The organism is Phenylobacterium sp. LjRoot97 (assembly GCF_964254345.1).
GTDB lineage: Bacteria > Pseudomonadota > Alphaproteobacteria > Caulobacterales > Caulobacteraceae > Phenylobacterium.
Genome location: NZ_CAXUTH020000001.1, coordinates 2089400 through 2111639 on the forward strand (window position 1 = coordinate 2089400; position 22240 = coordinate 2111639).

The following is a 22240-nucleotide window of genomic DNA, read 5'->3' on the forward strand; positions in this document are numbered from 1 at the left end:
GATCAGAAGGTCAGCTCGACATCGGCGTAGGCGGGGTCCTTCAGGGTGGCGCTCAGCGCCTCGCGCAGGGGCGTGGCGCGGACGCCGAAGATGCCCGGCCAGTCGATCACCTCGAACACGTCCGGCGTCCGCAGCGCCTTGAGCTGGGCGGTGGTGAACGGCGGATTGCGGTCGAAGATCGCGTAGGTCTTCAGCAGGATACTGAAGAGCCAGACCGGAATCCTGACGATAGGCGTGCGCGATCCGTCGATATCGCGGATCTGCCGGATGAGGTCGATGTAGTCGATCCGCTCCTGGCCGGAGATGTTGAACGTCCCCTGCCGCCGCTCCCGCAAGCAGGCGCCGATGATGCTGGCGAAGTCCCCGGCATAGAGCGGCTGACGCAGATAACGCCCGTCGCCCGGGATCGGAAACACCGGCGCGCGCCGCATGAAACGGGCCAGCCACCCCAGATGCTTGCGGTCGAACCAGCCGAACATCAGCGTCGGCCGCAGGATCACGTGCGGCAGCTCGCACCGCGCGACGATCGCCTCCTGCGCCTTCTTGCTCTCGGTGTAGAGGTCGTGGGCCTGGGAGTTCACCACCGACGAACTGACATGCGCCACGTAGGGCCGCTGGCCGCGCGCCGCGGCGGCCAGAACGCGCTCGGTGGCGACGATGTTGTTGCGCCGGAACGCCTCGGGATCGAGACCGCCGATCTGGGCCTGCAGCATCACGACCGCGTCGCAGCCGGCGGCGACGTCCTCCCACGGGCCGGGTTCGGCGAGGTCCGCCGTGATGACCTGAAGCTGCGGATGCAGACGTTTGAGAACGCTGGTGTTCTGCGGGTGCTTGTCGACGGCGACCAGGTCGAACTCGCCCGTGCGCGCCAGCTGGGCGATCAGGTTCTGGCCGACGAGACCTGCTGCGCCGGTGACGAGAATACGCTGGGTCATGGAAGAGCACGCACGTGGAGCGGATGGGCCGCAGCCGGAGGCTGGGAAGATGGGACGATTCTGCGCCGCATCAGGACGCCCCTCCGAGGGTGCAGGTCGAGCCGTCGCCGAGGGTCACCAGCACCCGCGGGCGTGCGGGCGGCCTGGCGACATCGAGAATCCAGCCTACGCCCGGATCGGTGACCATGGGCAGCCCCTGAGGCACGTCCGCGCGAAGCTTGCCGGTGACCGCACCGCCGACGAGCAGGCCGTTGTCCAGCACCATGACGGCTTTCACCGGAGCTCCCGCGGCGACGTCCCAGGCCCAGCCGAACATGCGCCAATCGCCCGTCTTGCGCGCCGCTACGCCATCGAGGCTGCCGCGGCAGCGGTCGGGATCGACGCCGGGATTCGGGACGAGCTTGGCCATGTAGGACAGTTCAGGCGAGTTGAGTTCCCGGATGATCGCCGTGGGCCTGAGCGCCAGGCCGGCCCCCAGGAGGGCGACGAGGCCCAGGGCGACGAGCGCCGTCCGGGCCGGGGCGGCGGAGACGGGCGCGCGCCGGGCGAGGACCAGGCTGATGCCGGTTAGCGACAGCGCCCCGACGGCCACGAGGTCCAGGCTGATCAGCGCGCGGAGCGGCGCTGCGATCCAGACCACCGCCGTATAGAGCGCGGCAGCCGCGGCCAACGTCAGCAGCACCGTTCGTCCGCGCGGCCAAGCGCCAACCGAGACAATGCCGGCCAATGCGAGCGCCAGCACCGCGTCGTAGCTGAACTGATGAATGAACAGCGCCAGGAATGTCACGCCGACGAACAGCGCGTAGCATCCGGCCGCGGCGCCGAGGAGGGGAGCGGCCAGCGCGGCCTGGGGAGTGCGATGGGCCCGTGTTCGCAGAACGCTCCAGATCCCAAAGGCCCCGAGCAGCAGGATCGAGATATTACCGGCGCTGAGGGCGTAGAAGTCCCAGTATCGCAGCCGCCCTGCGAGGTCCGTTTCGCCTGGAGGAATGGGGCGCGACAACGGTTCGGGGCCGGGGCGCGGCGTCGGGGTGAAGAGATAGGCCGCGACCTCGGCCTTGGTCTGCAGCCATTCCAGCGCGGTGTGGTCCCGATATCGCGCCGCGATCCGCGTCGGCAGGGATTCCTGTGAGCCGAGGTGCAGCTCGCCGGTGAGCGCGTAGGACAGCAACGGATCCTCGCTGGGCAAGGCGGTCGCCTTGAATGCGGACCACGTCGCCAGCAGGGCCAGGCCGACGGCGGCGCCGGCCATCAGCGCCTTGGGCGAGCGCCAGAGCCGGGTGGTGAAGTAGATCAGGGCCACCGGAGCCAGGAAGAACGCCGAGGCTGCGTGGCAGAGCACGGCGAACCCGGCCAGGCCCCCGAAGATCATGGTCTCGCCCATAGGGGCGCGCGGCGGTCGGCGCAGTCGGAAAGCGTAGGCGGCCGCGGCGATGCTGAACGCCGCGCCCATCAGCTTTGGCCAAGTGTAGCCGGTGTTGAACAGGGCGAACGGCGTGACGGCGATCAAGACGACGCCGATGGTCGCGAACGCCGCTGGAAGCTTGCCGGCCCGGCGAATGGCCCAGTAGAGCGCCGCGGCCCACAGGGCTGACAGGGCGATGCCGCCGACCGCGAGCGCGGCCGGTTGCAGGTGTCGTCCGTCGTTGTTCGCCTGGAGCAGCGCGAAGATGTCGGCGAACAGAAGGTAGCCGCCGGCCATCAGCGGCGGGCGGTCGCTGAGCGACCAGTCGCCGGGCAGGGTCTGCAGGGGATGGGTGCTGAGCCGCACGGCTTCCGCGAACATGCCAGGCAGCAGATGGTCGGAGGACCAGACCGCCGGTGCAAACCGGCGCGCCGGCTCCCACACTCCCGATCCGGTTCCGCCCAGGTGCAGTACGGTGAAGACCAGGAACGCGGTCAGGAACCACGCGTAGACCGGGCGTCGCTGCGCCCGCCAGACCGATCTGGCGAGGTCCGGGGTCTTCCAGCAGGTCCATGCGGCGAATGCGGCGAGCGCGGCGACAAATATGAGGCCGCCGCGAGGTGGCAGCGGGGTCCAGGCGTAAGCGTAGAAGACAGCCAGAGAGGTCCCGCCCAGGCCCAGGAATCCGGCCAGCACCGGATCGACTCCGCTTCGCGTGGCCCGCGCAACGACGCCGCCCGAGAAGAACGCGGCGAACACGACGACGAACGCCGCAAACAGATAGCCCACATAGCCAAGATAGGACTGCTTGAGGTAGCTCAGCGCAGAGACTGCGTATGGCGGCGCGACGCCGACATTGCGGAAGTCGGAGGTCCCGACGAGCCGCAGGTAGACCTTGCCGCCAGGGCACCAGTCCGCTCCCAGCGGGATGATGGATTCGGTGTAGGTTCCTTCGGTCGCGCCGCCGCTGATGGGCTTGAGCCGCTCGTGACTGGAGCACCGCAGATGAAGCGCGTTGCGCGTCTCGTACTCGCGGACCGCCCCCTGATAGGTGACCCCGACGTAGTCGACCGGCTCGAGCGGGCCCATTTCCAGAGCCATGGGACGTACGCCGATCGGCGACAACGATCGCAGGATGGCGGAGTCACGGGGCGTTCCAGCTCGTAGCGCGCCGTCGAGGTCCGCAGCGTCGCGCAGGGGGTGGGCGTAAGGCCGCCCGACGATGACGTGCGTCTCGACGCCATGCATGGGCTTGGCGGCGGGCTCAGGCGCAAGCGTGATCGCAAGGCTCAGCAGAGCCAGCGCGCCAAGCATCGCCCGCAGCAACCACATGCCCCGATCGCTCCCCCTCGACCCGCCGATGAATCAGCGGGCGTAGACCATAGGGTAGCAGCGTGTAGCGAAGAAGATGCTAGCGGGGGTTGTGGCTCGTGGCAGGTCGTCGCGCTCGGTTCAGCGCAGCGACGCGTTGAGCTTGGCCAGTGCGGCCGCCCCAGGCGTCAGTTCGCGTTCGCTCAGCGTGTTCAGGGGAACGTCGACCGTTCCGAGGTTCTCGTGCAGATCGCGCGCCTCGGGGTCGAGAAACAGCAAGCCGGTCACGATCTCGCCCAGCGCCTGACGCGCCTGCAGATAGGCCAGGGCCCCGACCCGGTCGGACGGATCGTAGTGTTCGGCCAGTTTGTGCAGGTGGAGCACCGACCCGTCGTGCTGGGCGACCGGCACGGTCTCGCCCGGAGCGTAGTCGATGGTGATCGCGTCGCGCGCCGGCACCAGATCCATCCGGTTCACAGCTTCGTTGTGCTCGCGCACATAGTCGTAGGATTTGGTCGAACCGGCGTGATTGTTGAACTGCACGCAGGGGCTGATGCAGTCGATGAAGGCGGCTCCCTTGTGGCTGAGCGCGGCCTTGATCAGAGGCACGAGCTGGTTCTTGTCGCCGGAGAACGAGCGCGCCACGAAGGTTGCGCCCATCTGCAGAGCCAGGCTGACCAGGTCGATGCCGGCGTCGTGGTTGACCACGCCCTTCTTGGACTTCGAGCCCTTGTCGGAGGTGGCCGAGAACTGGCCCTTGGTCAGGCCATACACGCCGTTGTTCTCGACGATGTAGAGCATGTTCACGCCACGACGGATCGAGTGCGCGAATTGGCCCAGCCCGATCGAGGCGCTGTCGCCGTCGCCGGAAACGCCCAGATAGATCAGGTCACGGTTAGCGAGATTGGCGCCGGTCAGCACCGAGGGCATGCGCCCATGAACTGTGTTGAACCCGTGCGAATTGCCCAGGAAATAGTCGGGTGTTTTCGACGAGCAGCCGATTCCCGACAGCTTGGCGACCCGATGCGGCGGTAGGTCGAGTTCGTAACAGGCCTGGATGATGGCGGAAGAGATCGAGTCGTGACCGCAGCCGGCGCACAGGGTGGAGACCGCGCCTTCGTAGTCGCGTCGGGTGTAGCCGAGGGCGTTGGGCTTGAGCTGCGGATGATGCAGTTGCGGCTTGGTGATGTAGGTCATTCGGCCGCCTCCGGCATGGGCCTGCGCTGGCTCATCAGCCGCGTGACCGCTTCGGTGATGAAGCGCGCGGTGATCGGCGTGCCGTCATAGTGCAGCACCGCGGTCAGCCGCGACGGATCGATCTCGCCCTCGTTGATGAGCAGGGTCCGTAGCTGGGCGTCGCGGTTCTGTTCGATGACGAACACCCGGTCGTGCGCGGCGATGAACGCGAAGATCTCGTCGGCGAAGGGGAAACCACGTACCCGCAGCGCATCGAGGTGCAGTCCGGCGTGTTCCAGGCTGCCCAGCGCCTCGTGAACGGCTGGCGTGCTCGAACCGAAGTAGATGACGCCGTCGCGAGTCGCCCGCGTGGCGTTTCGCAGGATCGGCCCAGGCACCAGGCGCCGCGCGGTGTCGAACTTGCGCAGCAGCCGTTCCATGTTGCCGACATAGACCGCGCCTTCCTCGCTATAGCGGGCGTAGGGATTGCGCGAGGTTCCGCGGGTGAAGTAGCCGCCCTTGGTCGGATGCGCGCCCGGATAGGTCCGGTACGGGATGCCGTCGCCATCGACTTCGAGATAGCGGCCGAACTCCACGCCGGCCTCGAGTTCGTCATAGCCGAGGACCTTGCCGCGATCGAGCTTGCGGCTGTCGTCCCACTCGAAGGGCTGGGTCAGCCACTCGTTCATGCCGATGTCGAGATCGAGCATGACGAAGACGGTGGTTTGCAGGCGGTCGGAGAGATCGAAGGCCTGCGCCCCCATCTCGAAACACTCCCCGGGATCGGCGGGCAGCAGCAGCGGGTGCTTGGTGTCGCCGTGACCGGCATAGGCGGCCGCGAGCAGGTCGGCTTGCTGTGTGCGGGTCGGCATCCCAGTCGAGGGGCCGCCGCGCTGGACGTCGAAAATCACCGCCGGGATCTCGGCGAAGTACGAGAGGCCGATGAACTCGGTCATCAGCGACACGCCCGGCCCCGACGTGGCGGTGAACGCCCTGGCGCCGTTCCAGCCAGCCCCGACAACGACCCCGATCGCGGCGATCTCGTCCTCGGCCTGTACGATGGCGTAACGCGCCTTGCCGGTTTCCGGATCGGTGCGCAGGTCCTCGCAGTAGCCGGTGAAGGCCTCCGCCAGCGAGGTCGAAGGCGTGATCGGGTACCAGGCGCAGACGGTCGCGCCGCCGTAGACCGCGCCCAATGCGGCGGCGGCGTTACCCTCGACGAAGATCCGGTCGCCGACCCGATCGGCGCGCCGCACCTTGAGCCGCAACGGCGAAAGATGTTCGGCGACGTAGTCGCGGCCCATGTGCAGCGCCGCGACATTGGCGGCGATCAGCCGGTCCTTGCCGGCGAACTGCTCGGCCAGGAGCTGTTCGATGACGCCGATCTCAATGTCGAGAAGCGTCGCCAAGGCGCCGACATAGATGATGTTCTTGAACAGTTGGCGTTCGCGCGGGATCTGGTAGGCGGCGTTGCACATCGCCGTCAGCGGCACGCCGACCACCGTGATGTCGTCTCGAAACTTGGAGGGCGGCAGCGGCTTGGTGGAATCATAGAACAGGTAGCCGCTAGGCTCGATCTCGGCGATGTCGCGATCCCAGGTCTGTGGGTTCATCGCCACCATCAGGTCGACGCCGCCTCGCCGCCCGAGATGTCCGGCCTCAGTCACGCGGACCTCGAACCAGGTCGGCAGGCCCTGGATGTTGGATGGGAAGATGTTGCGGGCCGCGACCGGCACGCCCATGCGCAGGATCGCCTTGGCGAACATGCTGTTGGCGCTGGCCGACCCGGAACCGTTGACGTTCGCGAACTTGACGACGAAATCGTTCAGCGCCTCTAGCGGCATGATCCCCCCGCATGGGTCATTTCCAACAGGAACTTCTGCATGTCCCACGCGCCGGTGGGGCAGCGCTCGGCGCAGAGGCCGCAGTGCAGGCAGACGTCTTCGTCCTTGACCATGACCCGGCCGGTCGGAAGGTCGCCGGAGACGTAAAGCGCCTGGTCGTGGTTCAGTGCGGGGGCTTTCAGGCGGCCCCGCAGGTCGTCCTCATCGCCGTTCTCGGTAAAGGTGATGCAGTCGGTCGGGCAGATGTCGACGCAGGCGTCGCACTCGATGCAGGCCGACTCCGCGAACACGGTCTGGACGTCGCAGTTCAGGCAGCGCTGGGTCTCGCGGTAGGCGATCGCCCGGTCGAAGCCCAGCTCGACTTCCAGCCGGACGTCCTTCAGCGCCTCGCCCTTGTCCATCAAGGGCACGCGATAGCGCGTGTCGTTGGCCGGATCGTTGTCGTAGCTCCATTCATGGATGCCCATCTTCTGGCTCGTCATCGACGTGCCGGGAGGCGGCCGCGCGGTCAGATCCTCGGCCTTGCAGAACTTGTCGATGGAGATCGCCGCATCGTGCCCATGGGCCACGGCCCAGATGATGTTCTTGGGGCCGAAGGCGGCGTCGCCGCCGAAGAACACGTTCGGGACGGTCGACTGGAAGGTGAGGGGATCGACCGTGGGCATGCCCCACTCGTCGAACGCCAGGCCGATGTCGCGCTCGATCCAGGGGAAGGCGTTCTCCTGGCCGACGGCGATCAGCACGTCGTCGCACTCGTAGTGCTCGTCCGGCTCGCCCGACGCGACCAGGCTGCGGCGTCCCCTGGCGTCGTACTCGGGGCGCACCTTCTCGAAGGTCACGCCGGTCAGTCGTCCATTGTCGTGAGTGAAGGCCTTCGGGACGAGGAAGTTGAGGATCGGGATGTCCTCGTGGAGCGCGTCCTCCTTTTCCCAGGGGCTGGCCTTCATCTCCTCGAAGCCCGAGCGGACGATGACCTTGACGTCTTCCCCGCCGAGCCGGCGCGAGGTGCGGCAGCAGTCCATGGCGGTGTTGCCGCCGCCCAGCACGATCACCCGCCGACCGATCTTGTCGAGGTGGCCGAACGAGACGTTGCTCAGCCAGTCTATGCCGATGTGGATGTTGGCGGCCGCCTCCTGGCGTCCGGGCAGGTCCAGGTCGCGGCCGCGCGGGGCGCCTGTGCCGACGAAGACGGCGTCGTAGCCCTCGTCCATCAGCGCCTTGAGGCTGTCGACCCGCGCGCCCAGACGAACGTCCATCCCGAGGCCCGTGATGTAGCCGACCTCTTCGTCGATGACTTCCTCCGGCAGGCGGAAGCGGGGGATCTGGCTGCGGATCATGCCGCCGGCCTTGGCTTCGCCGTCGAAAAGGGTCAGCTCGTAGCCGAGGGGGGCGAGGTCGCGGGCGACCGTAAGCGATGCGGGCCCGGCGCCCACCAGCGCCACGCGCTTGCCGTTGGAGACCGCGACGGGCGCAGGCAGGCGACCGGTGATGTCGTCCTTGTTGTCGGCGGCGACGCGCTTGAGCCGGCAGATCGCGACCGGCTCATCCTCGACGCGCCCGCGTCGGCAGGCCGGCTCACAAGGTCTGTCGCAGGTCCGTCCCAGGATTCCGGGAAAGACGTTCGACTTCCAGTTGACCATGTAGGCGTCCGAGTACCTGCCTTCGGCGATCAGGCGGATGTACTCAGGCACAGGCGTGTGGGCCGGGCAGGCCCACTGGCAATCGACGACTTTATGAAAGTAGTCAGGCCCCTCGGTACTGGTGCGGTGCACAATCGCTTCCTTCCCACACGCCATTCTTTCGCGGCTGCGAAGACGAGGGTCAGTGAAAGCAGACTCGCCTTACCGCGACGCAGCGTTCGAGAGGATGGTAGGACCCTATCGTTGCGTGAGCCAATACATTTCTTGCGGCTTCCAACGTCTAAGTGTGCGATTTCGTCGACTTGTGCGGTGGGCGCCGCATCAGAGGACCTGATGGCCAAGGCGCAGCTTGGCGCGGCTCAAGTTGCTGTGAAGCCGGGCGAATTTCACGCGCCTGTTACGCGAAGGGGCTTGGTTGTCGTCAAGCTTTGCTTAACAATTTCGCCAGCCAGCCAAGGAGGTCCTCCGATGCCGAACCAACCGTTCGAAGTCGCGTCCCCGTTCGACGACGCCGAAGTCGCCGATGCCATGATCGATGCGGCCGCCGATGAGGCCCAGGACAGCCAGTCGCTGGAGATCAATCTGCGTCGCGCCCAGGCGGAGCACGCCGAAAACCTGCGCCTGGCTCGCGCCCTCTAGGGCGCGCTACTTGTCGCGCTTGCGGAGCAGGTGGCGCAACGCCGCCAGGCCCGCAGGCGCGAGCAGCACCAGCACCAGCAGCAGATAGATCAGGCTGGCTTCCTCGGGCACGGTCCTAGACCTCGTCGTCGTTCGGAATGTTCAGCAATTCGCCGCAGGCCTTGCAGTGCACGGCGTCGACGTCGTGTCGGCGCAGCCCGCACGTCGGGCAGGTGAAGCGGATCTTGTAGGGCCGGAACAGGGCCTGGGCGAGGCGCACGAACAGCGTGATCCCCGTCAGCATGGTCACGATCGAGATCACCCGGCCCCAGGTTCCTGGAAGGGTGATGTCGCCGAAGCCCGTCGTGGTCAGCGTGGCGATGGTGAAGTAGAGCGCGTCGACATAGCCGCCGATGCCCTCGGTGCGCGCGAAGCTCGTGTAAACGAACCCCGTCATGATGAAGATGAAGGTGATCAGGGTCGACGCGGCCCGAACCACATCCTCCCATCGCGTCTCGTTGTAGCGGCGGCCGACCGTGTCCCAGAAGAACTCGGAGTGGACGAGCGTCCACAGCCGCAGCACCCGCAGGAACGCCAGGTTGAACAGCCAGAGCGGGAACAGCAGCGTCACCAGCACGAACAGGTCGATCCAGGTCACGGGTCGCTTGATCCAGGCTCCCAGATTGTCGCTGGCCAGGGCCCGCGCCAGCAGGTCCGTGGCCAGCACGAAGGCCATGGCGTAGTCGATGAACAGGAAGGCCGGAGTCTCGCGGATCAACGGCGCGGCGATGAAGAAGGCGATCATCACGACGTCGACCGCGATCACCGTCAGCCGGAAGCGGACCGAGCGGTCGGACTTGCCGAAGTAGAGTTCGTGCAACCGTGCTCGAATGCGCGGCGCCAGGCGGCGTTGGCCAGGATCGGGCGGCGAAATCGCGTCGGCGGGCATCGCCCAACCATAGGCGGCTGCGCGGGCAGGGGAAGGGGCTCTAGCCCTCGGACTTCAACGCCTCGTAGGCCTCGGTCGCCTCCAGCCACTCGAGTTCCGCAGCTTCGAGCGCAGCTTCTGCGCTCGCCCGTTGCCGCCCAAGTTCCGCGGCTTTGGCTGGGTTCTCGTTGAAGATCTTGGGGTCGGTCAGGGCGGCGTCGATCTTGCCTAGCGCCTGGCTGGCGCGGGCGAGGACGGCCTCCGCGGCTTCGGCCCGGCGGCGCGCGGTCCCGGTCGGCACCTTGGACTTCGCCGCTGGCGGCGGCTTGGGCGGGGCGACCGGCTCGGCCTCGCGCACCTGGGTGGGCGCCTTGCCGGCCTGCTTGGCGCGATCGATGACGAACTTGGCGTAGTCGTCCATGTCGCCGTCGAACGGCGCGATCGTGCCGTCGGTGGCCAGCCACAGCCGGTCGGCGACCAGTTCCATCAGCGAGCGGTCGTGGGTGATCAGGATCACCGCCCCCTCGTAGTCGTTAAGCGCGTCGAGCAGCGACCGGCGGCTGTCGATGTCCAGGTGGTTGGTCGGTTCGTCGAGGATCAGCAGGTGCGGCTTCTCGGCCGCCACGAGGTTCAGCAGCAGGCGCGCCCGCTCGCCGCCGGACAGGTTGGCGACGGAGGTCTCGACCTTCTCGTGGCCGAGCCCGTACTGGGCCAGGCGCGAGCGGCGGCTGGCCTCCGACGCCTCGGGCATTTCGCGGCGGATGATGTCGAGCGGCGTGTCGTTCGGGTCCAGCGCTTCGATCTGATGCTGGTGGAACCAGCCGACCTTCAGTCGCGCCGAGCGCTTGAGGTCTCCGGACTGCGGCTCGAGCGCGCCGGCGACCAGCTTGGCGAAGGTCGACTTGCCGGCGCCGTTGACGCCGAGCAGGCCGATGCGGTCATCCAGGTCCAGGCGCAGGTTCAGGTGTTTCAGGATCGGCGGACCGCCGGCGTAGCCGGTCGCTACGCCCTCCAGCCGCACGAGCGGCGGCGCCAGCGGGCGTTCGGGCGAGGGCAGGATGAACGGCGCGGTGTGTTCGATCACCACCGCCGAGACCGGCGGCAGCTTGGCCAGCATCTTCAGACGCGACTGCGCCTGGGTCGCCTTGGACGCCTTGGCGCGGAAGCGATCGACGAAGGACTGCAGGTGGGCGCGCTGCGCTTCGACCTTGGCCTTGGTGGCCTCCTGCAGGCGCGCCTTCTCCTCCCGCTGGCGCTCGAACTGGTCGTAGCCGCCGATATAGAGAGTCAGCTTGCCATCGAGCAGATGCAGGATGTGGTCGCAGCTGTTGTTCAGGATCTCGCGGTCGTGGCTGATGATCACCGCGGTGTGCGGATACTTCTTCAGCCGGCTTTCCAGCCAGAGTGCGCCTTCCAGGTCCAGATAGTTGGTCGGTTCGTCGAGCAGCAGCAGGTCCGGCTCGGCGAACAGCGCTGCGGCCAGCGCCACCCGCATCCGCCAGCCGCCCGAGAACTCCGCCATCGGGCGGGTGAGGTCGGCGTTCGAGAACCCGAGGCCCGACAGAATTTCCGCGGCGCGGCTCGGCGCGCGGTCGGCGCCGATCTCGGCCAGTCGGCCATAGATGTCGCCCATCCGCTCGGGATCGGCGGTCTCCAACTCGTGCAGCAGACCGGCGCGCTCTTCGTCGGCGGCCAGCACGGTGTCGATCAGCGGGACCGGCGTGGCCGGATGCTCCTGGTCCACCGATCCGATACGAGCCTGCTTCGGATAGCCGATTTCGCCGTCGCCGGCGTGGAGTTGGTCGAGGATAAGCTTGAACAGCGTCGACTTGCCGACGCCGTTGCGGCCGACCAGCCCGACCTTGGCGCCCACAGGTATGCTGACGCTCGCATGGTCGAAGAAGCGGCGGCCCCAGGAGTCGAAGGTAAGGTCGTTGATCTGCAGCATGGGAGCGGGGGGCCTTAGCAGAGCGCGCCGCCGAAGGCGACCGTCGTGCGCTTGGCGTTGTCACATCCGGCGGCTATAAGCCCGCCACCCGCGCGGGACCCCGCGCCTCCCAAGAATAAGACAAGCAACAGACATGACCGAACGCACCTTCTCGATCATCAAGCCGGACGCGACCAAGCGGAACCTGACCGGTCAGATCAACGCCGTGATCGAAGGCGCCGGCCTGCGCATCGTCGCCCAGCGCCGCATCCAGATGACCGAAGCCCAAGCCAAGAAGTTCTACGAAGTCCACGCCGAGCGCCCGTTCTACGGCGAACTGGTCGAGACCATGACCTCGGCGCCGGTCGTCGTGCAGGTTCTGGAAGGCGAAGGCGCCGTGGCCAAGTATCGTGAAGTCATGGGCGCCACGAACCCGGAACAAGCCGCCGACGGCACGATCCGCAAGCTGTTCGCCCTGAACGTCGGCGAAAACTCTGTCCACGGTTCGGACAGCCAGGACAACGCCAAGATCGAGATCGCCCAATTCTTCACCGACGACCAGATCGTCGGCTAAGTCAGGGAACGGCTAAGCTCTGGTCGCGTTGAACAAGCGCGGCCACGAGCCCCACTCGGTCCATCCAGCGGACCAGCCGCATGACAGGCCCCGTTCGGCGCACGCCGGGCGGGGCCTTCTCGTTTTCGGGGTCAGCGAGGGCGAACGATCTGGCTTGGTCGCAGGTGCGGCGAATGAAACCGGTCGTACTTGTCGGCCACTTTCAGATGCAGGGCGGCGTCGAGCAGGCGCGCCCCGCGCAATCCCGTCGGCGGGGGATCGGCGCTCAACGCGCGCCAGAGGCTTACGGCCTCTCGATGCAAGCGTTCATTGCGGGTCATGCTGTCCATGCCGGTTCGAACAACGCAAACGCACTGAAGTTCCGCCAGAACTTGGTTAACGATTCGCAAATTGCCGGAAGTTGTATTTGAGTTCGCTTTAGTTTTCGGGCTTGCGAACACTTAAGCTTGGGCGGGCCGCCGCTGACGTAGCGGCATGGCTTTCCCGCTGAGTAGCTTTGGGCTAGCTGGTGCCGGACTCTTGCGTTTTGTGGAGGCCGGCTTGAGCGGGACAGAGAGCTTTCCTGAAATCCGTGAGGCCGTGCGCAGGCTGTGCAGCCAGTTTCCAGGCGAATACTGGCGCGAGCATGATCGTGAGCGCGCCTATCCCAAGGAATTCGTCGCGGCGCTGACCGAAGCCGGTTTTCTCTCGGTGCTGATCCCCGAGGCCTACGGCGGTTCCGGGCTCGGCCTGGCGGCGGCGACCGCGGTGCTTGAGGAGATCCATCGGTCAGGCTGTAACGGCGGCGCCTGTCACGCCCAGATGTACACCATGGGCACGATCCTCAAGCACGGCAGCGAGGCGCAGAAGCAGGCCTATCTGCCCAAGATCGCGTCCGGCGAACTGCGGCTGCAGGCGTTCGGGGTGACGGAGCCGACCGCGGGGACCGACACGACCCGCATCTCGACCTTCGCGCGCCGCGACGGCGATCAGTACGTGGTCAGCGGCCAAAAGCTCTGGATCAGCCGCGCCGAGCATTCTGATCTCATGGTGCTGCTCTGTCGTACGACCGCGCGCGAAGACGCCGCGCGGCCGGCTGACGGAATGAGCGTGCTGCTCGTGGATCTGCGCGAGGCGGTCGGGAACGGGCTCACCATCCGCCCCGTGCGCACCATGCTCAACCACGCGACGACCGAACTGTTCTTCGACGGCCTGCGAGTGCCGGCGGCGAACCTCGTGGGCGAAGAGGGCAAGGGCTTCCGCTACATCCTCGACGGCATGAACGCCGAACGCATCCTGATCGCGTCGGAGTGCATCGGCGACGGGCGGTTCTTCGTCGATCGGGCCAGCAGGTACGCGACCGAGCGTGAAGTGTTCGGTCGGCCGATCGGCCAGAACCAGGGCGTCCAATTCCCGATCGCCCGGGCGCACGTACAGGTCACCGCCGCCTCGCTGATGGTCGACAAGGCCGCGGCCATGTTCGACGCCGGCCAGCCCTGCGGCACGGAAGCCAACATGGCCAAGATGCTGGCGTCGGAGGCCTCGTGGTTCGCGGCCGACACAGCGATCCAGACGCATGGCGGCTTCGGCTTCGCCGAGGACTACGACATCGAGCGCAAGTTCCGCGAGACGCGGCTCTATCAGGTCGCGCCGATCTCCACGAACCTGATCCTCAGTCACGTGGGCACCCACGTGCTGGGCATGCCGAAATCGTTCTGAGGGCCGGGGATGTACGATCTTCTGAAAGGCCTGCGGGTGGTCGAGGGCTCGGCGTTCGTCGCCGGGCCGACCTGCGGGCTCTATCTGGCGCAGCTCGGCGCCGAGGTGATCCGCTTCGACAACATCGGCGGCGGGCCGGACTTTCGCCGTTGGCCGCTCAGCGAAGGCGGCGAGAGCCTCTATTGGGAGGGGCTCAACAAAGCCAAGAAGTCGATCGCCATCGACCTGTCCCGGCCCGAAGGCCGCGAGCTCGCGGCGCGCCTGGCCGCCGCGCCTGGCGACGAGGGCGGCGTCTTCGTGACGAACTTCCCGGTCGAAGGCTTTCTTTCTTATGAGAAATTGAGCGCGCTGCGACCGGACCTGATCTGTGCGCGGGTCATGGGCTGGGCCGATGGCGGCCCGGCGGTCGACTACACCGTCAACAGCGCGATCGGCGTGCCGATGCTGAACGGCTTCCCCGAGGAGCCGCGGCCGGTGAACAACGTGCTGCCGGCCTGGGACCTGCTCACCGGCGCCTATGCGGCGTTCGCCCTGGTCTCGGCGCTGCATGCCCGCCAACGGGACGGCAAGGGGCGGGAGATCCGCATTCCGCTGTCCGACATCGCGGGTACGACCATGGCCAATCTCGGCTACCTCGCCGAGAGCCTCGGCGGCCAGGATCGCCAGCGGATGGGCAACGACCTGTTCGGCGCGTTCGGCCGCGACTTCCTGCTGAAGGGCGGTCAGCGGATCATGCTGGTGGCGATCACGCCCCGGCAATGGAAAGGGCTGATCCAAGTGCTGGAGATCGAGGCGCCGGTCGCGGCCCTGGAAGCCGAGCTCGGCGTCAGCTTCGCCGCGGACGAGGGGCTCCGCTTCGATCACCGCGCGCGCCTGTTTCCGCTGTTCGAGGCGGCGTTCGCCCGTAAGACGCTGGCCGAGCTGAAGCCGTCCTTCGACAAGGAGGGCGTCTGCTGGGGGCCGTACCAGCCGATGAGCGCGGCGGCGGAAGATCCCCGGCTGATCAAGGGCAACCCGGTTTTCGCCGAGGCGACCCATCCGAGCGGCCGGACCTATCCGACGGCGGGCTTCGCCGGAACGATCCCGCAGGACGAGCGCCGGCCGGCCGGCGGCGCTGCGCGTCTGGGCCAGCACACCGACGAAGTGCTGGCGCAGGTGCTGAAGCTCTCGGCCGGCGAGATCGCCAGTTTGCATGACGCCGGCGTGGTCGCCGGTCCGGAGGGACGATGAGCAGTACAGTCGAGGTCAGCGAGCCGTCGCCCGGGGTCAAGGTCGTCACTCTCAGCCGTCCGGACGCCGCGAATGCGCTCAACACCGCCATGGGCGAGGAACTGCTCGCGCTCTGGACGACCCTCGCCAAGGACGCTTCGGTGCGCGTGGCGGTCCTGACCGGCGCGGGCCGGTTCTTCTGCGCGGGTGCGGACCTCAAGGAACGCGACGGCATGAGCGACCAGGCCTGGTCGGACCAGCACGTCATGTTCGAGGCGATGATCCGCGCTCAGTTGGCCTGCCCGTTCCCGGTCATCGCCGCGGTGAACGGCGCGGCCATGGGCGGCGGCTGCGAGATGGCGCTCGCCTGCGACTTCGCCTGGGCCTCGGACACGGCGCGGCTCGGCCTGCCGGAAGTCGGGCTCGGCATCATTCCTGGGCTGGGCGGAACCCAGTACATCGTCCGCGCCGCCGGCGAGCGCCGGGCGGCCGAGCTGCTGATGTCGGGTCTGCCGATCGATGCGGCCCAGGCGCTCGACTTCGGTCTGGTCAACCGCGTGACCCCGCCCGACGAGCTCATGCCGCAGGCGCTGGAACGCGCTCGCGTGATCGCCGGCAAGGCGCCGCTCTCGGTCAAGGCGCTGAAGAAGGTGGTGCGCGGCGGCGCGGCCTTGCCGCTGGACAAGGCCATGGCGCTCGAGCTGGTCGAGTACAATCGCCTCTTCAAGACCAAGGACCGCCGCGAGGGCGTCGCGGCGTTCAATCAGAAGCGGACGGCGGTGTTCAAGGGGGAGTAGCTCCCCCTTGATCGGCTCAGGCGGCGGTGAGTTCTCCGCAGACGAAGGCGTCCTCACCGGCGTGCAGCAGGCCGTCGAGCACGTCGGGCAGATCGTGCGGATCGACGATCAGGATCAGGCCAACGCCGCAGTTGAAGGTCCGGCGCATCTCGTGCTCGGCGACGCCGCCGACCTCGGCCAGCCACTGGAACACCGGCGGCATCGACCAGGCGTCCCAGTCGAACTTCGGAACCAGCCCGTCGGCGATGGCGCGCGGCGGGTTTTCGATCAGCCCGCCGCCGGTGATGTGGGCGCAGCCCTTGATGCGGCCCTTCTTGATCTGGGGCAGGACGCTCTTGATGTAGATCTTGGTCGGGGCCATCAGCGCTTCGGCCAGGGTCTTGCCCTCTTCGAACGGCGCGGGCGCGTCCCAGGCCAGACCCGAGCGCTCGACGATCCTGCGGACCAGCGAATAGCCGTTGGAGTGCGGACCGGACGATCCCAGGCCGATCAGGATGTCGCCGGGCTGCTGGGCGTCGAGCTTCGGCAGCACGCCGTTGCGATCGACCGCGCCGACGCAGAAGCCGGCGAGATCGTAGTCGCCTTCGGAATACATGTCGGGCATTTCGGCGGTCTCGCCGCCCACCAGCGCCGCGCCCGCCTGGGTGCAGCCCTCGGCGATGCCGGCCACCACACGGGCGGCGGCGTCGACGTCGAGCTTGCCGGTCGCGAAGTAGTCCAGGAACATCAGCGGCTCGGCGCCCTGGGCCAGCAGGTCGTTGACGCACATGGCCACGAGGTCGATCCCGACCGTGTCATGCTGGTCGGTGTCGATGGCGATCTTGAGCTTGGTGCCGACGCCGTCGGTCGTCGTGACCAGCAGCGGATCGTCGTAGCCGGCGGCCTTCAGATCGAACAGCGCGCCGAAGCCGCCGAGCGCCGCATCGGCGCCGGGACGACGCGTCGCCTTGGCCAGAGGCTTGATACGCTCTATCAGGGCGTTTCCGGCATCGATGTCGACGCCGGCCTGGGCGTAGGTGAGGCCATTGGGCCGGTCGGTCATGTGACGCCTTTGGTGCTAGGACGACTAGAAATTGGCCGCTGCGCGCATCGGGCGCTTGCAGACTCGGCCCTGCGCGAGCGTATAGCTACTTGATGACGCCGATTACAACTACCGCCGACCTCCAGGCGTTCTGCGACAAGATCAAAGACCAGCCTTTCGTCGCCGTGGACACCGAGTTCATGCGCGAGACGACCTATTGGCCGAAGCTGTGCCTTATCCAGGCCGCGGCGCCGAACGCCGAGGCTGTGATCGATCCGCTGGCCGACGGCATCGACCTCGAGCCGTTCCTGGAGATCCTGCGCAATCCGAAGATCGAGAAGGTCTTCCATGCGGCGCGCCAGGACGTTGAAATTTTCAACAACCTCAATGCGATGCCGACGCCGCTGTTCGACACCCAGGTGGCCGGCATGGCCGCCGGGTTCGGCGAGCAGATCGCCTACGACGCCCTGGTTCGCCAGATGCTCAAGGTCGAGATCGACAAGTCGTCCCGCTTCACGGACTGGGCGCGCCGACCGCTGACCGACGCCCAACTGGTCTACGCGGTGGGCGATGTGACGCATTTGGCCAAGCTCTATCCGATGCTGCGCGCCCGTCTGGAAAAGGACGGCCGCCTGGCGTGGGTGGTCGACGAGATGCAGGGCCTGACCGATCCGGCGATGTACGACGTCAGCCCGGAGAACGCCTGGAAACGTCTGCGACCGCGCCGGCACACGGCCAAGTACCTCGCGATCTTCAAGGCGGTGGCCGCCTGGCGCGAGCGCACCGCTCAACAGCGTGACCAGCCGCGCGGCCGGATCCTCAAAGACGACGCCATCGACGAGATCGCGACCCAGGCGCCGACCGACGCCGACGGGCTCGACCGCCTGCGCTCGGTGCCGAAGGGCTTCTCGGGCTCGCGGTTCGGGCCTGACCTGCTGGCGGCGGTGCGCGAGGGGCTGAAGGATCCCGAGGCATACGCCCCGGTGATCGAGAAGACCAAGCACCAGCCGTCGCCGGCCGCCGGCGCGGTGGTCGAACTGCTGAAGGTGCTGCTCAAGGCCCGTTCGGAAGACGCCGGCGTGGCCTCGAAGCTGATCGCCACGGTCTCGGATCTCGAGCAGATCGCCAATGACGACAACGCCAAGACCCAGGCCCTGACCGGCTGGCGGCGCGAGGCGTTCGGCGAGGACGCCCTGCGGCTGAAGCGCGGCGAACTGGCCCTGGTGCTGGACGGCGCGCGCGTGCGGGTCGTCGAGGTGCGTCGCGCGCCGAAGAGCAAGGCGACCGAAGCGGCGGAGTAGACCTCCGCCGTTGCGGCCCTTAGCTGGCGAGCGCCGTACGGCTCGCCAGCCGCTGGCTAAGCAGCGCCGTCAGCAGCGCGGCCGCCGGCATCAGCCCCCCGGCCCACGTGACAGCCGCCAGTCCAGGCCCGTGGTCGATTACCGCGCCGCCTAGCCATGCGCCGACCGCGTTACCCAGATTGAAGGCCGCGATGTTGAGGCTGGAGGCCAGGGTCTGGCCGGCCCCGCCGGCCGCCTCCATCAAGCGCAGTTGCAGCGGCGCAACCGTGGCGAAGGCCGCCGCGCCGAGCAGACCGGTGAACGCCACCGCCGCGACCTTGCTTTCTAGCGCAAAGCTCATCGCCAGCATCACCACGGTGAGGGTGGCCAACGTCCCGATCAGCGCCGGATTGAGCGCCCGGTCGGCCGCCTTGCCGCCTAGGTAGTTGCCGGCCACCAGGCCGCCGCCGAACACCAGCAGGATCGGTGAGACGGCGGAGATCGGAAAGCCGGTGATCTGCGTCAGGATCGGCTGGATGTAGGTGAAGACGGCGAACACGCCGCCGAAGCCCAGCACGGTCATCAGCAGCCCCAGCAGCACCTGCGGGCGGCGCAGCACGGCCAGTTCTTCGGACAGGGCGCCGGCTTCCACCGTTTGCTCGGCGCGCGGCACGAAGGCGGTCAGCACGGCGGCCGCGAAGACGCCGATCCCGGCGACGGCCCAGAAGGTCGAACGCCAGCCGAAGCTCTCGCCGAGCCAAGCCCCGAACGGCACGCCGACCAGAGTGGCGGCGGTCAGACCGGTGAACATCAGGGCGATGGCCGAGGCCCGTTTGTCGGGCGCGACGAGACCGGCGGCGACCACCGAGCCGACCCCGAAGAATGTGCCGTGCGCCAGCGCGGTCATCACCCGGGCGATCATCAAGGTCGTGTAGTTCGGCGCGAGGGCGCAGGCGAGATTGCCGAGCGTGAAGATGATCATCAGCGCGATCAGCGTCGTCTTCCGCGGCAGGCGGCGGGTGGCGATGGTCAGCAGCGGCGCGCCGGCGAAGACCCCGAGCGCATAGCCGGTGATCAGCAGGCCGGCGGCGGAGATCGAGACGCCGAGGTCGCCGGACACCTGCAGCAGCAGGCCCATTATGACGAACTCGGTGACGCCGATGCCGAAGGCGCCGGCGGTCAGGGCGTAGAGGGCGATAGGCAAGGCAGGTCTCCAGGCAGCGATCGGCGCTAGATGGAGCTCTTCGAGTATGTGAAGTAGATTGCCTCTGGGCACATCACTTGTGAGTTCAATTCAATGTCGCGCGCGGAAGTGAACCGCTCGACCGAGATGGAAGTGTTCGTCCGGGTCGTCGAGACGGGCGGCCTGTCGGCGGCCGCGCGGGCGCTCAAGCTGACGCCATCTGCCGTGAGCAAGCTGGTTTCGCGGCTGGAGGCGCGGCTCGGCGCGCGATTGCTGAACCGTTCGACGCGGGGCCTGCAGCTGACGCCCGAGGGAGAGGCGTTCTTCGCGCGCAGCGTCCGGGTGCTGGCCGACATCGAGGAGGCCGAGCGTGAGGTGCTGGCCGGGGCGGCGCCGCGCGGCCGGGTGCGGGTCAACAGCGTGGTCGATCTGGGCGGTCAGTTCATCCTGCCACTGGTCCCGGCGTTCCTGGAGCAGCATCCGGAGGTGACGCTCGACATCGTGCTGACCGACCAGGTCGTCGATCTGCTGGAGGAGCGGGCCGACGTGGCGATCCGGATGGGCGCGCTCCGCTCGTCGAACCTCACCGCCCGCAAGCTGGGCGAGAGCCGGGCGGTCGTGGTCGGATCTCCCGAGTACCTCGCAAGGCGCGGCGTGCCGACACGGCTCGAGGATCTGGCCAGTCATCACCAGCTCGACTTCACTTTCACCCGCAGCGTCCGCAATTGGCCGTTCCTGGGGCCTGACGGGGAGGTGGTCTATCTCCCCGGCGCGGGCGGGGTGCAGGTCGGCGACGGCGCGAGCCTGCGGCGGCTGGCGTTGGCGGGCGCGGGCCTGGCCCGGATGAGCGTCTTTGCGGCGGCTGAAGACATCCGTGCCGGGCGGCTGGTTCCGGTGCTCGAAGCGTTCAACCCCGGCGACATCCTCGAGGCGCATGCCGTCTTCGTCGGGCAGGGCGGCCGGCTGCCGGCCAGGGTCCGTGCGTTCATCGACTTTCTGGCCGCGAACATCCGTCTGCCGACATCCTCCTGACGAAGCTGTGGATAACTCTGAGCGCTTGCGGCGCTTGGCGTATCGCCGTTCGTCGACAATCTTGCGCACCGCTTTTCCACCGAGCACGGATATTTTTGCGCGTGGCCGCGCTTGCGTGAGCGGCGCATCGGCGCGAGGCTCGACTTGTCGAAAGGAAACGCGGCGCACCGAACCGGGAGACCGGCCAGAAAGCGAGCGGAAGGCTCCAAGAGACGCAGCCAAGGGGCGACCCAAAGCAGCAGATCAAGGGGTCACGACGACGGACACGGCCGACCAGAGAAATCTCGCCCGCCGAAAAAGTCGAAGACCTCAGACCTTCAGGCCTCCGGGCCTGGAATGAGAAGGCGACGCCGTGGGAAACCACAGCGCCGCCTTCTTGCTATTGGGCGTCCTGCTTGCCGGCGTCCGTCAGCGCGCCGTAGACCAGCGGATACGAGATCGAACGGACCTCCGGCGTATCGCGGCCCGGGATCGAGCCGTTCAGGTTCTGGATCATGCCGACGAAGACCAGATCGTTGGTCGGGTCGATCCAGAACCACGTGCCGAACGCGCCGCCCCAGTAGTAGCTGTCCTTGCCCTGGGGCGTCTCAGCCTTGGCCGGATCCAGGATGACGGCGAAGTCCATGCCGAAGCCGACGCCCTGCATGCTGGGGCCATAGAGATCGACCAGGACCCCGTCCTTCAGGACGTTCTGGCGCATCAGCTTGACGGTTTCCGGCTTCAGGATGCGTGCGCCGTCGAGTTCACCGTCGTTCAGCAGCATCTGCGAGAAGCGCCAGTAGTCCTCGGTCGTCGACATCAGACCGCCCGAGCCGGACAGCAGGGCCGGCTTCACCGACGGATCGACCGGGTTCGGCGGGACGATAAGCTTCTTGGCCGTATCGTAGGAGTGGATCGACGACACCCGCGACACGTTGGCGGCGGGCACGGCGAAGCCCGTGTCGGTCATCTTCAGGGGCGCGAAGATGCGCTGCTGGAAGAAGGCGTCCAGCGGCTGGCCCGACAGCTTCTCGACGATGTAGCCCTGGATGTTGACGCTGGGGCCGTAGCGCCAGTCGGCGCCCGGCTGGACAGCGAGCGGCAGCTTGGCCAGCTTGTCGATCATCGCCTGCAGCGGCTGGTTGCGGTCGGTGACGTCGGGTGCGTAGCCGCCGGACACGTCGAAGCCGGCCGTGTGGCTCATCAGCTCGCGCATGGTCATCGGGTGCGACTGGGCGACCAGGGTCCCGTCCGGCCCCTTCACCTTCAGGTCGGCGAACTCGGGGATGTACTTGGCGACCGGGTCGTCCAGCTTCCACTTGCCCTCTTCGTAGAGGATCATCATCGCCACGCCGGTCACCGGCTTGGTCATTGAGGCGATGCGGAAGATGGTGTCGCGCTTCAGGGGCGCGCCCGTGCCGACGTCCTGGACGCCGTAGGCGTCGAAGTGGACGACCTTGCCATGGCGGGCCACCAGGGTGGTGACGCCGGCCAGCCGCCCGTCGTCCACGAGGCCGCGGAAGCTCTTGTCGAGGGCGGCGAGACCCTCCTTGGACATGCCGACATCGGCCGGGTCGGCCAGCTTGACCTCGGCGACGGCCGGCCCGGCGATGATGGCGGCCGAAGCCAGCAGCCCGACGAGCAGGCCCTTGCGCGTGATGCTCATGACGTTTCCCCCCAGAT

General features: G+C 67.5%; 18 protein-coding genes. 8 read left to right on the forward strand and 10 right to left on the reverse strand.

What is annotated here, in order from left to right; genetic code table 11:
* Nucleotides 1-2 precede the first annotated feature (2 nt).
* The 5 genes from ACSQ2H_RS10465 to ACSQ2H_RS10485 all read right to left on the reverse strand — a co-directional run bounded on the left by ACSQ2H_RS10465 (nt 3) and on the right by ACSQ2H_RS10485 (nt 8443).
* Nucleotides 3-935: an NAD-dependent epimerase/dehydratase family protein gene (locus tag ACSQ2H_RS10465; RefSeq protein ID WP_436061337.1), complete on the reverse strand. Its 933-nt coding sequence runs from the start codon at nt 933-935 to the stop codon at nt 3-5.
* A 70-nt stretch (nt 936-1005) separates the two neighbouring features.
* Nucleotides 1006-3672, reverse strand: coding sequence for a hypothetical protein (locus tag ACSQ2H_RS10470; RefSeq protein ID WP_436061338.1), 2667 nt, complete (start codon nt 3670-3672; stop codon nt 1006-1008).
* Nucleotides 3673-3792: 120 nt separating this feature from the next.
* Nucleotides 3793-4848, reverse strand: coding sequence for a 2-oxoacid:ferredoxin oxidoreductase subunit beta (locus ACSQ2H_RS10475; protein ID WP_436061339.1), 1056 nt, complete (start codon nt 4846-4848; stop codon nt 3793-3795).
* Nucleotides 4845-6671: a 2-oxoacid:acceptor oxidoreductase subunit alpha gene (locus ACSQ2H_RS10480; protein WP_436061340.1), complete on the reverse strand. Its 1827-nt coding sequence runs from the start codon at nt 6669-6671 to the stop codon at nt 4845-4847. The genes ACSQ2H_RS10475 and ACSQ2H_RS10480 overlap by 4 nt, the downstream gene beginning before the upstream one ends.
* Nucleotides 6662-8443 (reverse strand): FAD-dependent oxidoreductase, encoded by a 1782-nt coding sequence (locus ACSQ2H_RS10485; protein ID WP_436061341.1) that lies wholly within the window; start codon nt 8441-8443, stop codon nt 6662-6664. Before ACSQ2H_RS10485 ends, ACSQ2H_RS10480 begins: the two co-directional genes overlap by 10 nt.
* 336 nt (nt 8444-8779) lie before the next feature.
* Between ACSQ2H_RS10485 and ACSQ2H_RS10490 the strand changes: the two genes are divergently transcribed.
* A complete protein-coding gene (locus tag ACSQ2H_RS10490) occupies nt 8780-8950 on the forward strand; it encodes a hypothetical protein (protein WP_436061342.1) in 171 nt (56 codons plus the stop codon).
* A gap of 115 nt (nt 8951-9065) precedes the next feature.
* Here the strand turns inward: ACSQ2H_RS10490 and ACSQ2H_RS10495 are convergent, their stop codons facing one another.
* Nucleotides 9066-9809, reverse strand: a complete 744-nt coding sequence (locus ACSQ2H_RS10495; RefSeq protein ID WP_436061343.1) for a potassium channel family protein — start codon at nt 9807-9809, stop codon at nt 9066-9068.
* 109 nt (nt 9810-9918) lie between these two features.
* Entirely contained in the window at nt 9919-11805 is a 1887-nt protein-coding gene (locus ACSQ2H_RS10500; protein WP_436061344.1) for an ABC-F family ATP-binding cassette domain-containing protein, read from the reverse strand.
* 133 nt (nt 11806-11938) lie between these two features.
* Here ACSQ2H_RS10500 and ndk point away from each other — a divergent pair, with 133 nt between their 5' ends.
* From ndk to ACSQ2H_RS10525, 5 genes are all read left to right on the forward strand, one after another.
* On the forward strand, nt 11939-12358 hold the full coding sequence (ndk, locus tag ACSQ2H_RS10505) for a nucleoside-diphosphate kinase (protein WP_056018887.1): 420 nt from the start codon (nt 11939-11941) through the stop codon (nt 12356-12358).
* A 173-nt stretch (nt 12359-12531) separates the two neighbouring features.
* Nucleotides 12532-12768 (forward strand): hypothetical protein, encoded by a 237-nt coding sequence (locus tag ACSQ2H_RS10510; RefSeq protein ID WP_436061345.1) that lies wholly within the window; start codon nt 12532-12534, stop codon nt 12766-12768.
* A 130-nt stretch (nt 12769-12898) separates the two neighbouring features.
* Nucleotides 12899-14056, forward strand: coding sequence for an acyl-CoA dehydrogenase family protein (locus ACSQ2H_RS10515; protein WP_436061346.1), 1158 nt, complete (start codon nt 12899-12901; stop codon nt 14054-14056).
* Nucleotides 14057-14065: 9 nt separating this feature from the next.
* Entirely contained in the window at nt 14066-15286 is a 1221-nt protein-coding gene (locus ACSQ2H_RS10520; RefSeq protein ID WP_436061347.1) for a CoA transferase, read from the forward strand.
* A complete protein-coding gene (locus ACSQ2H_RS10525) occupies nt 15283-16062 on the forward strand; it encodes an enoyl-CoA hydratase/isomerase family protein (RefSeq protein WP_436061348.1) in 780 nt (259 codons plus the stop codon). The genes ACSQ2H_RS10520 and ACSQ2H_RS10525 overlap by 4 nt, the downstream gene beginning before the upstream one ends.
* Before the next feature lie 16 nt (nt 16063-16078).
* On the opposite strand, the gene purM is transcribed toward ACSQ2H_RS10525, so the two are convergent.
* Nucleotides 16079-17104, reverse strand: coding sequence for a phosphoribosylformylglycinamidine cyclo-ligase (purM, locus tag ACSQ2H_RS10530; RefSeq protein WP_436061349.1), 1026 nt, complete (start codon nt 17102-17104; stop codon nt 16079-16081).
* A 92-nt stretch (nt 17105-17196) separates the two neighbouring features.
* On the opposite strand from purM, the gene rnd reads away from it, so the two are divergent.
* The gene (gene rnd, locus ACSQ2H_RS10535) at nt 17197-18384 is read left to right on the forward strand and encodes a ribonuclease D (RefSeq protein ID WP_436061350.1); all 1188 of its coding nucleotides are present in this window, start codon (nt 17197-17199) and stop codon (nt 18382-18384) included.
* A 19-nt stretch (nt 18385-18403) separates the two neighbouring features.
* Here the strand turns inward: rnd and ACSQ2H_RS10540 are convergent, their stop codons facing one another.
* Nucleotides 18404-19567, reverse strand: coding sequence for an MFS transporter (locus tag ACSQ2H_RS10540; protein ID WP_436061351.1), 1164 nt, complete (start codon nt 19565-19567; stop codon nt 18404-18406).
* A 93-nt stretch (nt 19568-19660) separates the two neighbouring features.
* Between ACSQ2H_RS10540 and ACSQ2H_RS10545 the strand changes: the two genes are divergently transcribed.
* Complete coding sequence (locus ACSQ2H_RS10545) at nt 19661-20578, forward strand: LysR family transcriptional regulator (protein ID WP_436061352.1); 918 nt, start codon at nt 19661-19663, stop codon at nt 20576-20578.
* A gap of 379 nt (nt 20579-20957) precedes the next feature.
* Here the strand turns inward: ACSQ2H_RS10545 and ACSQ2H_RS10550 are convergent, their stop codons facing one another.
* Nucleotides 20958-22223, reverse strand: a complete 1266-nt coding sequence (locus tag ACSQ2H_RS10550) for a serine hydrolase domain-containing protein (RefSeq protein ID WP_436061353.1) — start codon at nt 22221-22223, stop codon at nt 20958-20960.
* Nucleotides 22224-22240: the final 17 nt, after the last annotated feature.

Excerpts from the sequence above, each read along its gene's own strand:
- ACSQ2H_RS10465 (WP_436061337.1), bottom strand. The coding sequence starts at position 935 with ATGACCCAGCGTATTCTCGTCACCGGCGCAGCAGGTCTCGTCGGCCAG.
- ACSQ2H_RS10470 (WP_436061338.1), bottom strand. The coding sequence starts at position 3,672 with ATGTGGTTGCTGCGGGCGATGCTTGGCGCGCTGGCTCTGCTGAGCCTT.
- ACSQ2H_RS10475 (WP_436061339.1), bottom strand. The coding sequence starts at position 4,848 with ATGACCTACATCACCAAGCCGCAACTGCATCATCCGCAGCTCAAGCCC.
- ACSQ2H_RS10480 (WP_436061340.1), bottom strand. The coding sequence starts at position 6,671 with ATGCCGCTAGAGGCGCTGAACGATTTCGTCGTCAAGTTCGCGAACGTC.
- ACSQ2H_RS10490 (WP_436061342.1), top strand. The coding sequence starts at position 8,780 with ATGCCGAACCAACCGTTCGAAGTCGCGTCCCCGTTCGACGACGCCGAA.
- ACSQ2H_RS10500 (WP_436061344.1), bottom strand. The coding sequence starts at position 11,805 with ATGCTGCAGATCAACGACCTTACCTTCGACTCCTGGGGCCGCCGCTTC.
- ndk (WP_056018887.1), top strand. The coding sequence starts at position 11,939 with ATGACCGAACGCACCTTCTCGATCATCAAGCCGGACGCGACCAAGCGG.
- ACSQ2H_RS10510 (WP_436061345.1), top strand. The coding sequence starts at position 12,532 with ATGAAACCGGTCGTACTTGTCGGCCACTTTCAGATGCAGGGCGGCGTC.
- ACSQ2H_RS10520 (WP_436061347.1), top strand. The coding sequence starts at position 14,066 with ATGTACGATCTTCTGAAAGGCCTGCGGGTGGTCGAGGGCTCGGCGTTC.
- ACSQ2H_RS10525 (WP_436061348.1), top strand. The coding sequence starts at position 15,283 with ATGAGCAGTACAGTCGAGGTCAGCGAGCCGTCGCCCGGGGTCAAGGTC.
- purM (WP_436061349.1), bottom strand. The coding sequence starts at position 17,104 with ATGACCGACCGGCCCAATGGCCTCACCTACGCCCAGGCCGGCGTCGAC.
- rnd (WP_436061350.1), top strand. The coding sequence starts at position 17,197 with ATGACGCCGATTACAACTACCGCCGACCTCCAGGCGTTCTGCGACAAG.
- ACSQ2H_RS10545 (WP_436061352.1), top strand. The coding sequence starts at position 19,661 with ATGTCGCGCGCGGAAGTGAACCGCTCGACCGAGATGGAAGTGTTCGTC.
- ACSQ2H_RS10550 (WP_436061353.1), bottom strand. The coding sequence starts at position 22,223 with ATGAGCATCACGCGCAAGGGCCTGCTCGTCGGGCTGCTGGCTTCGGCC.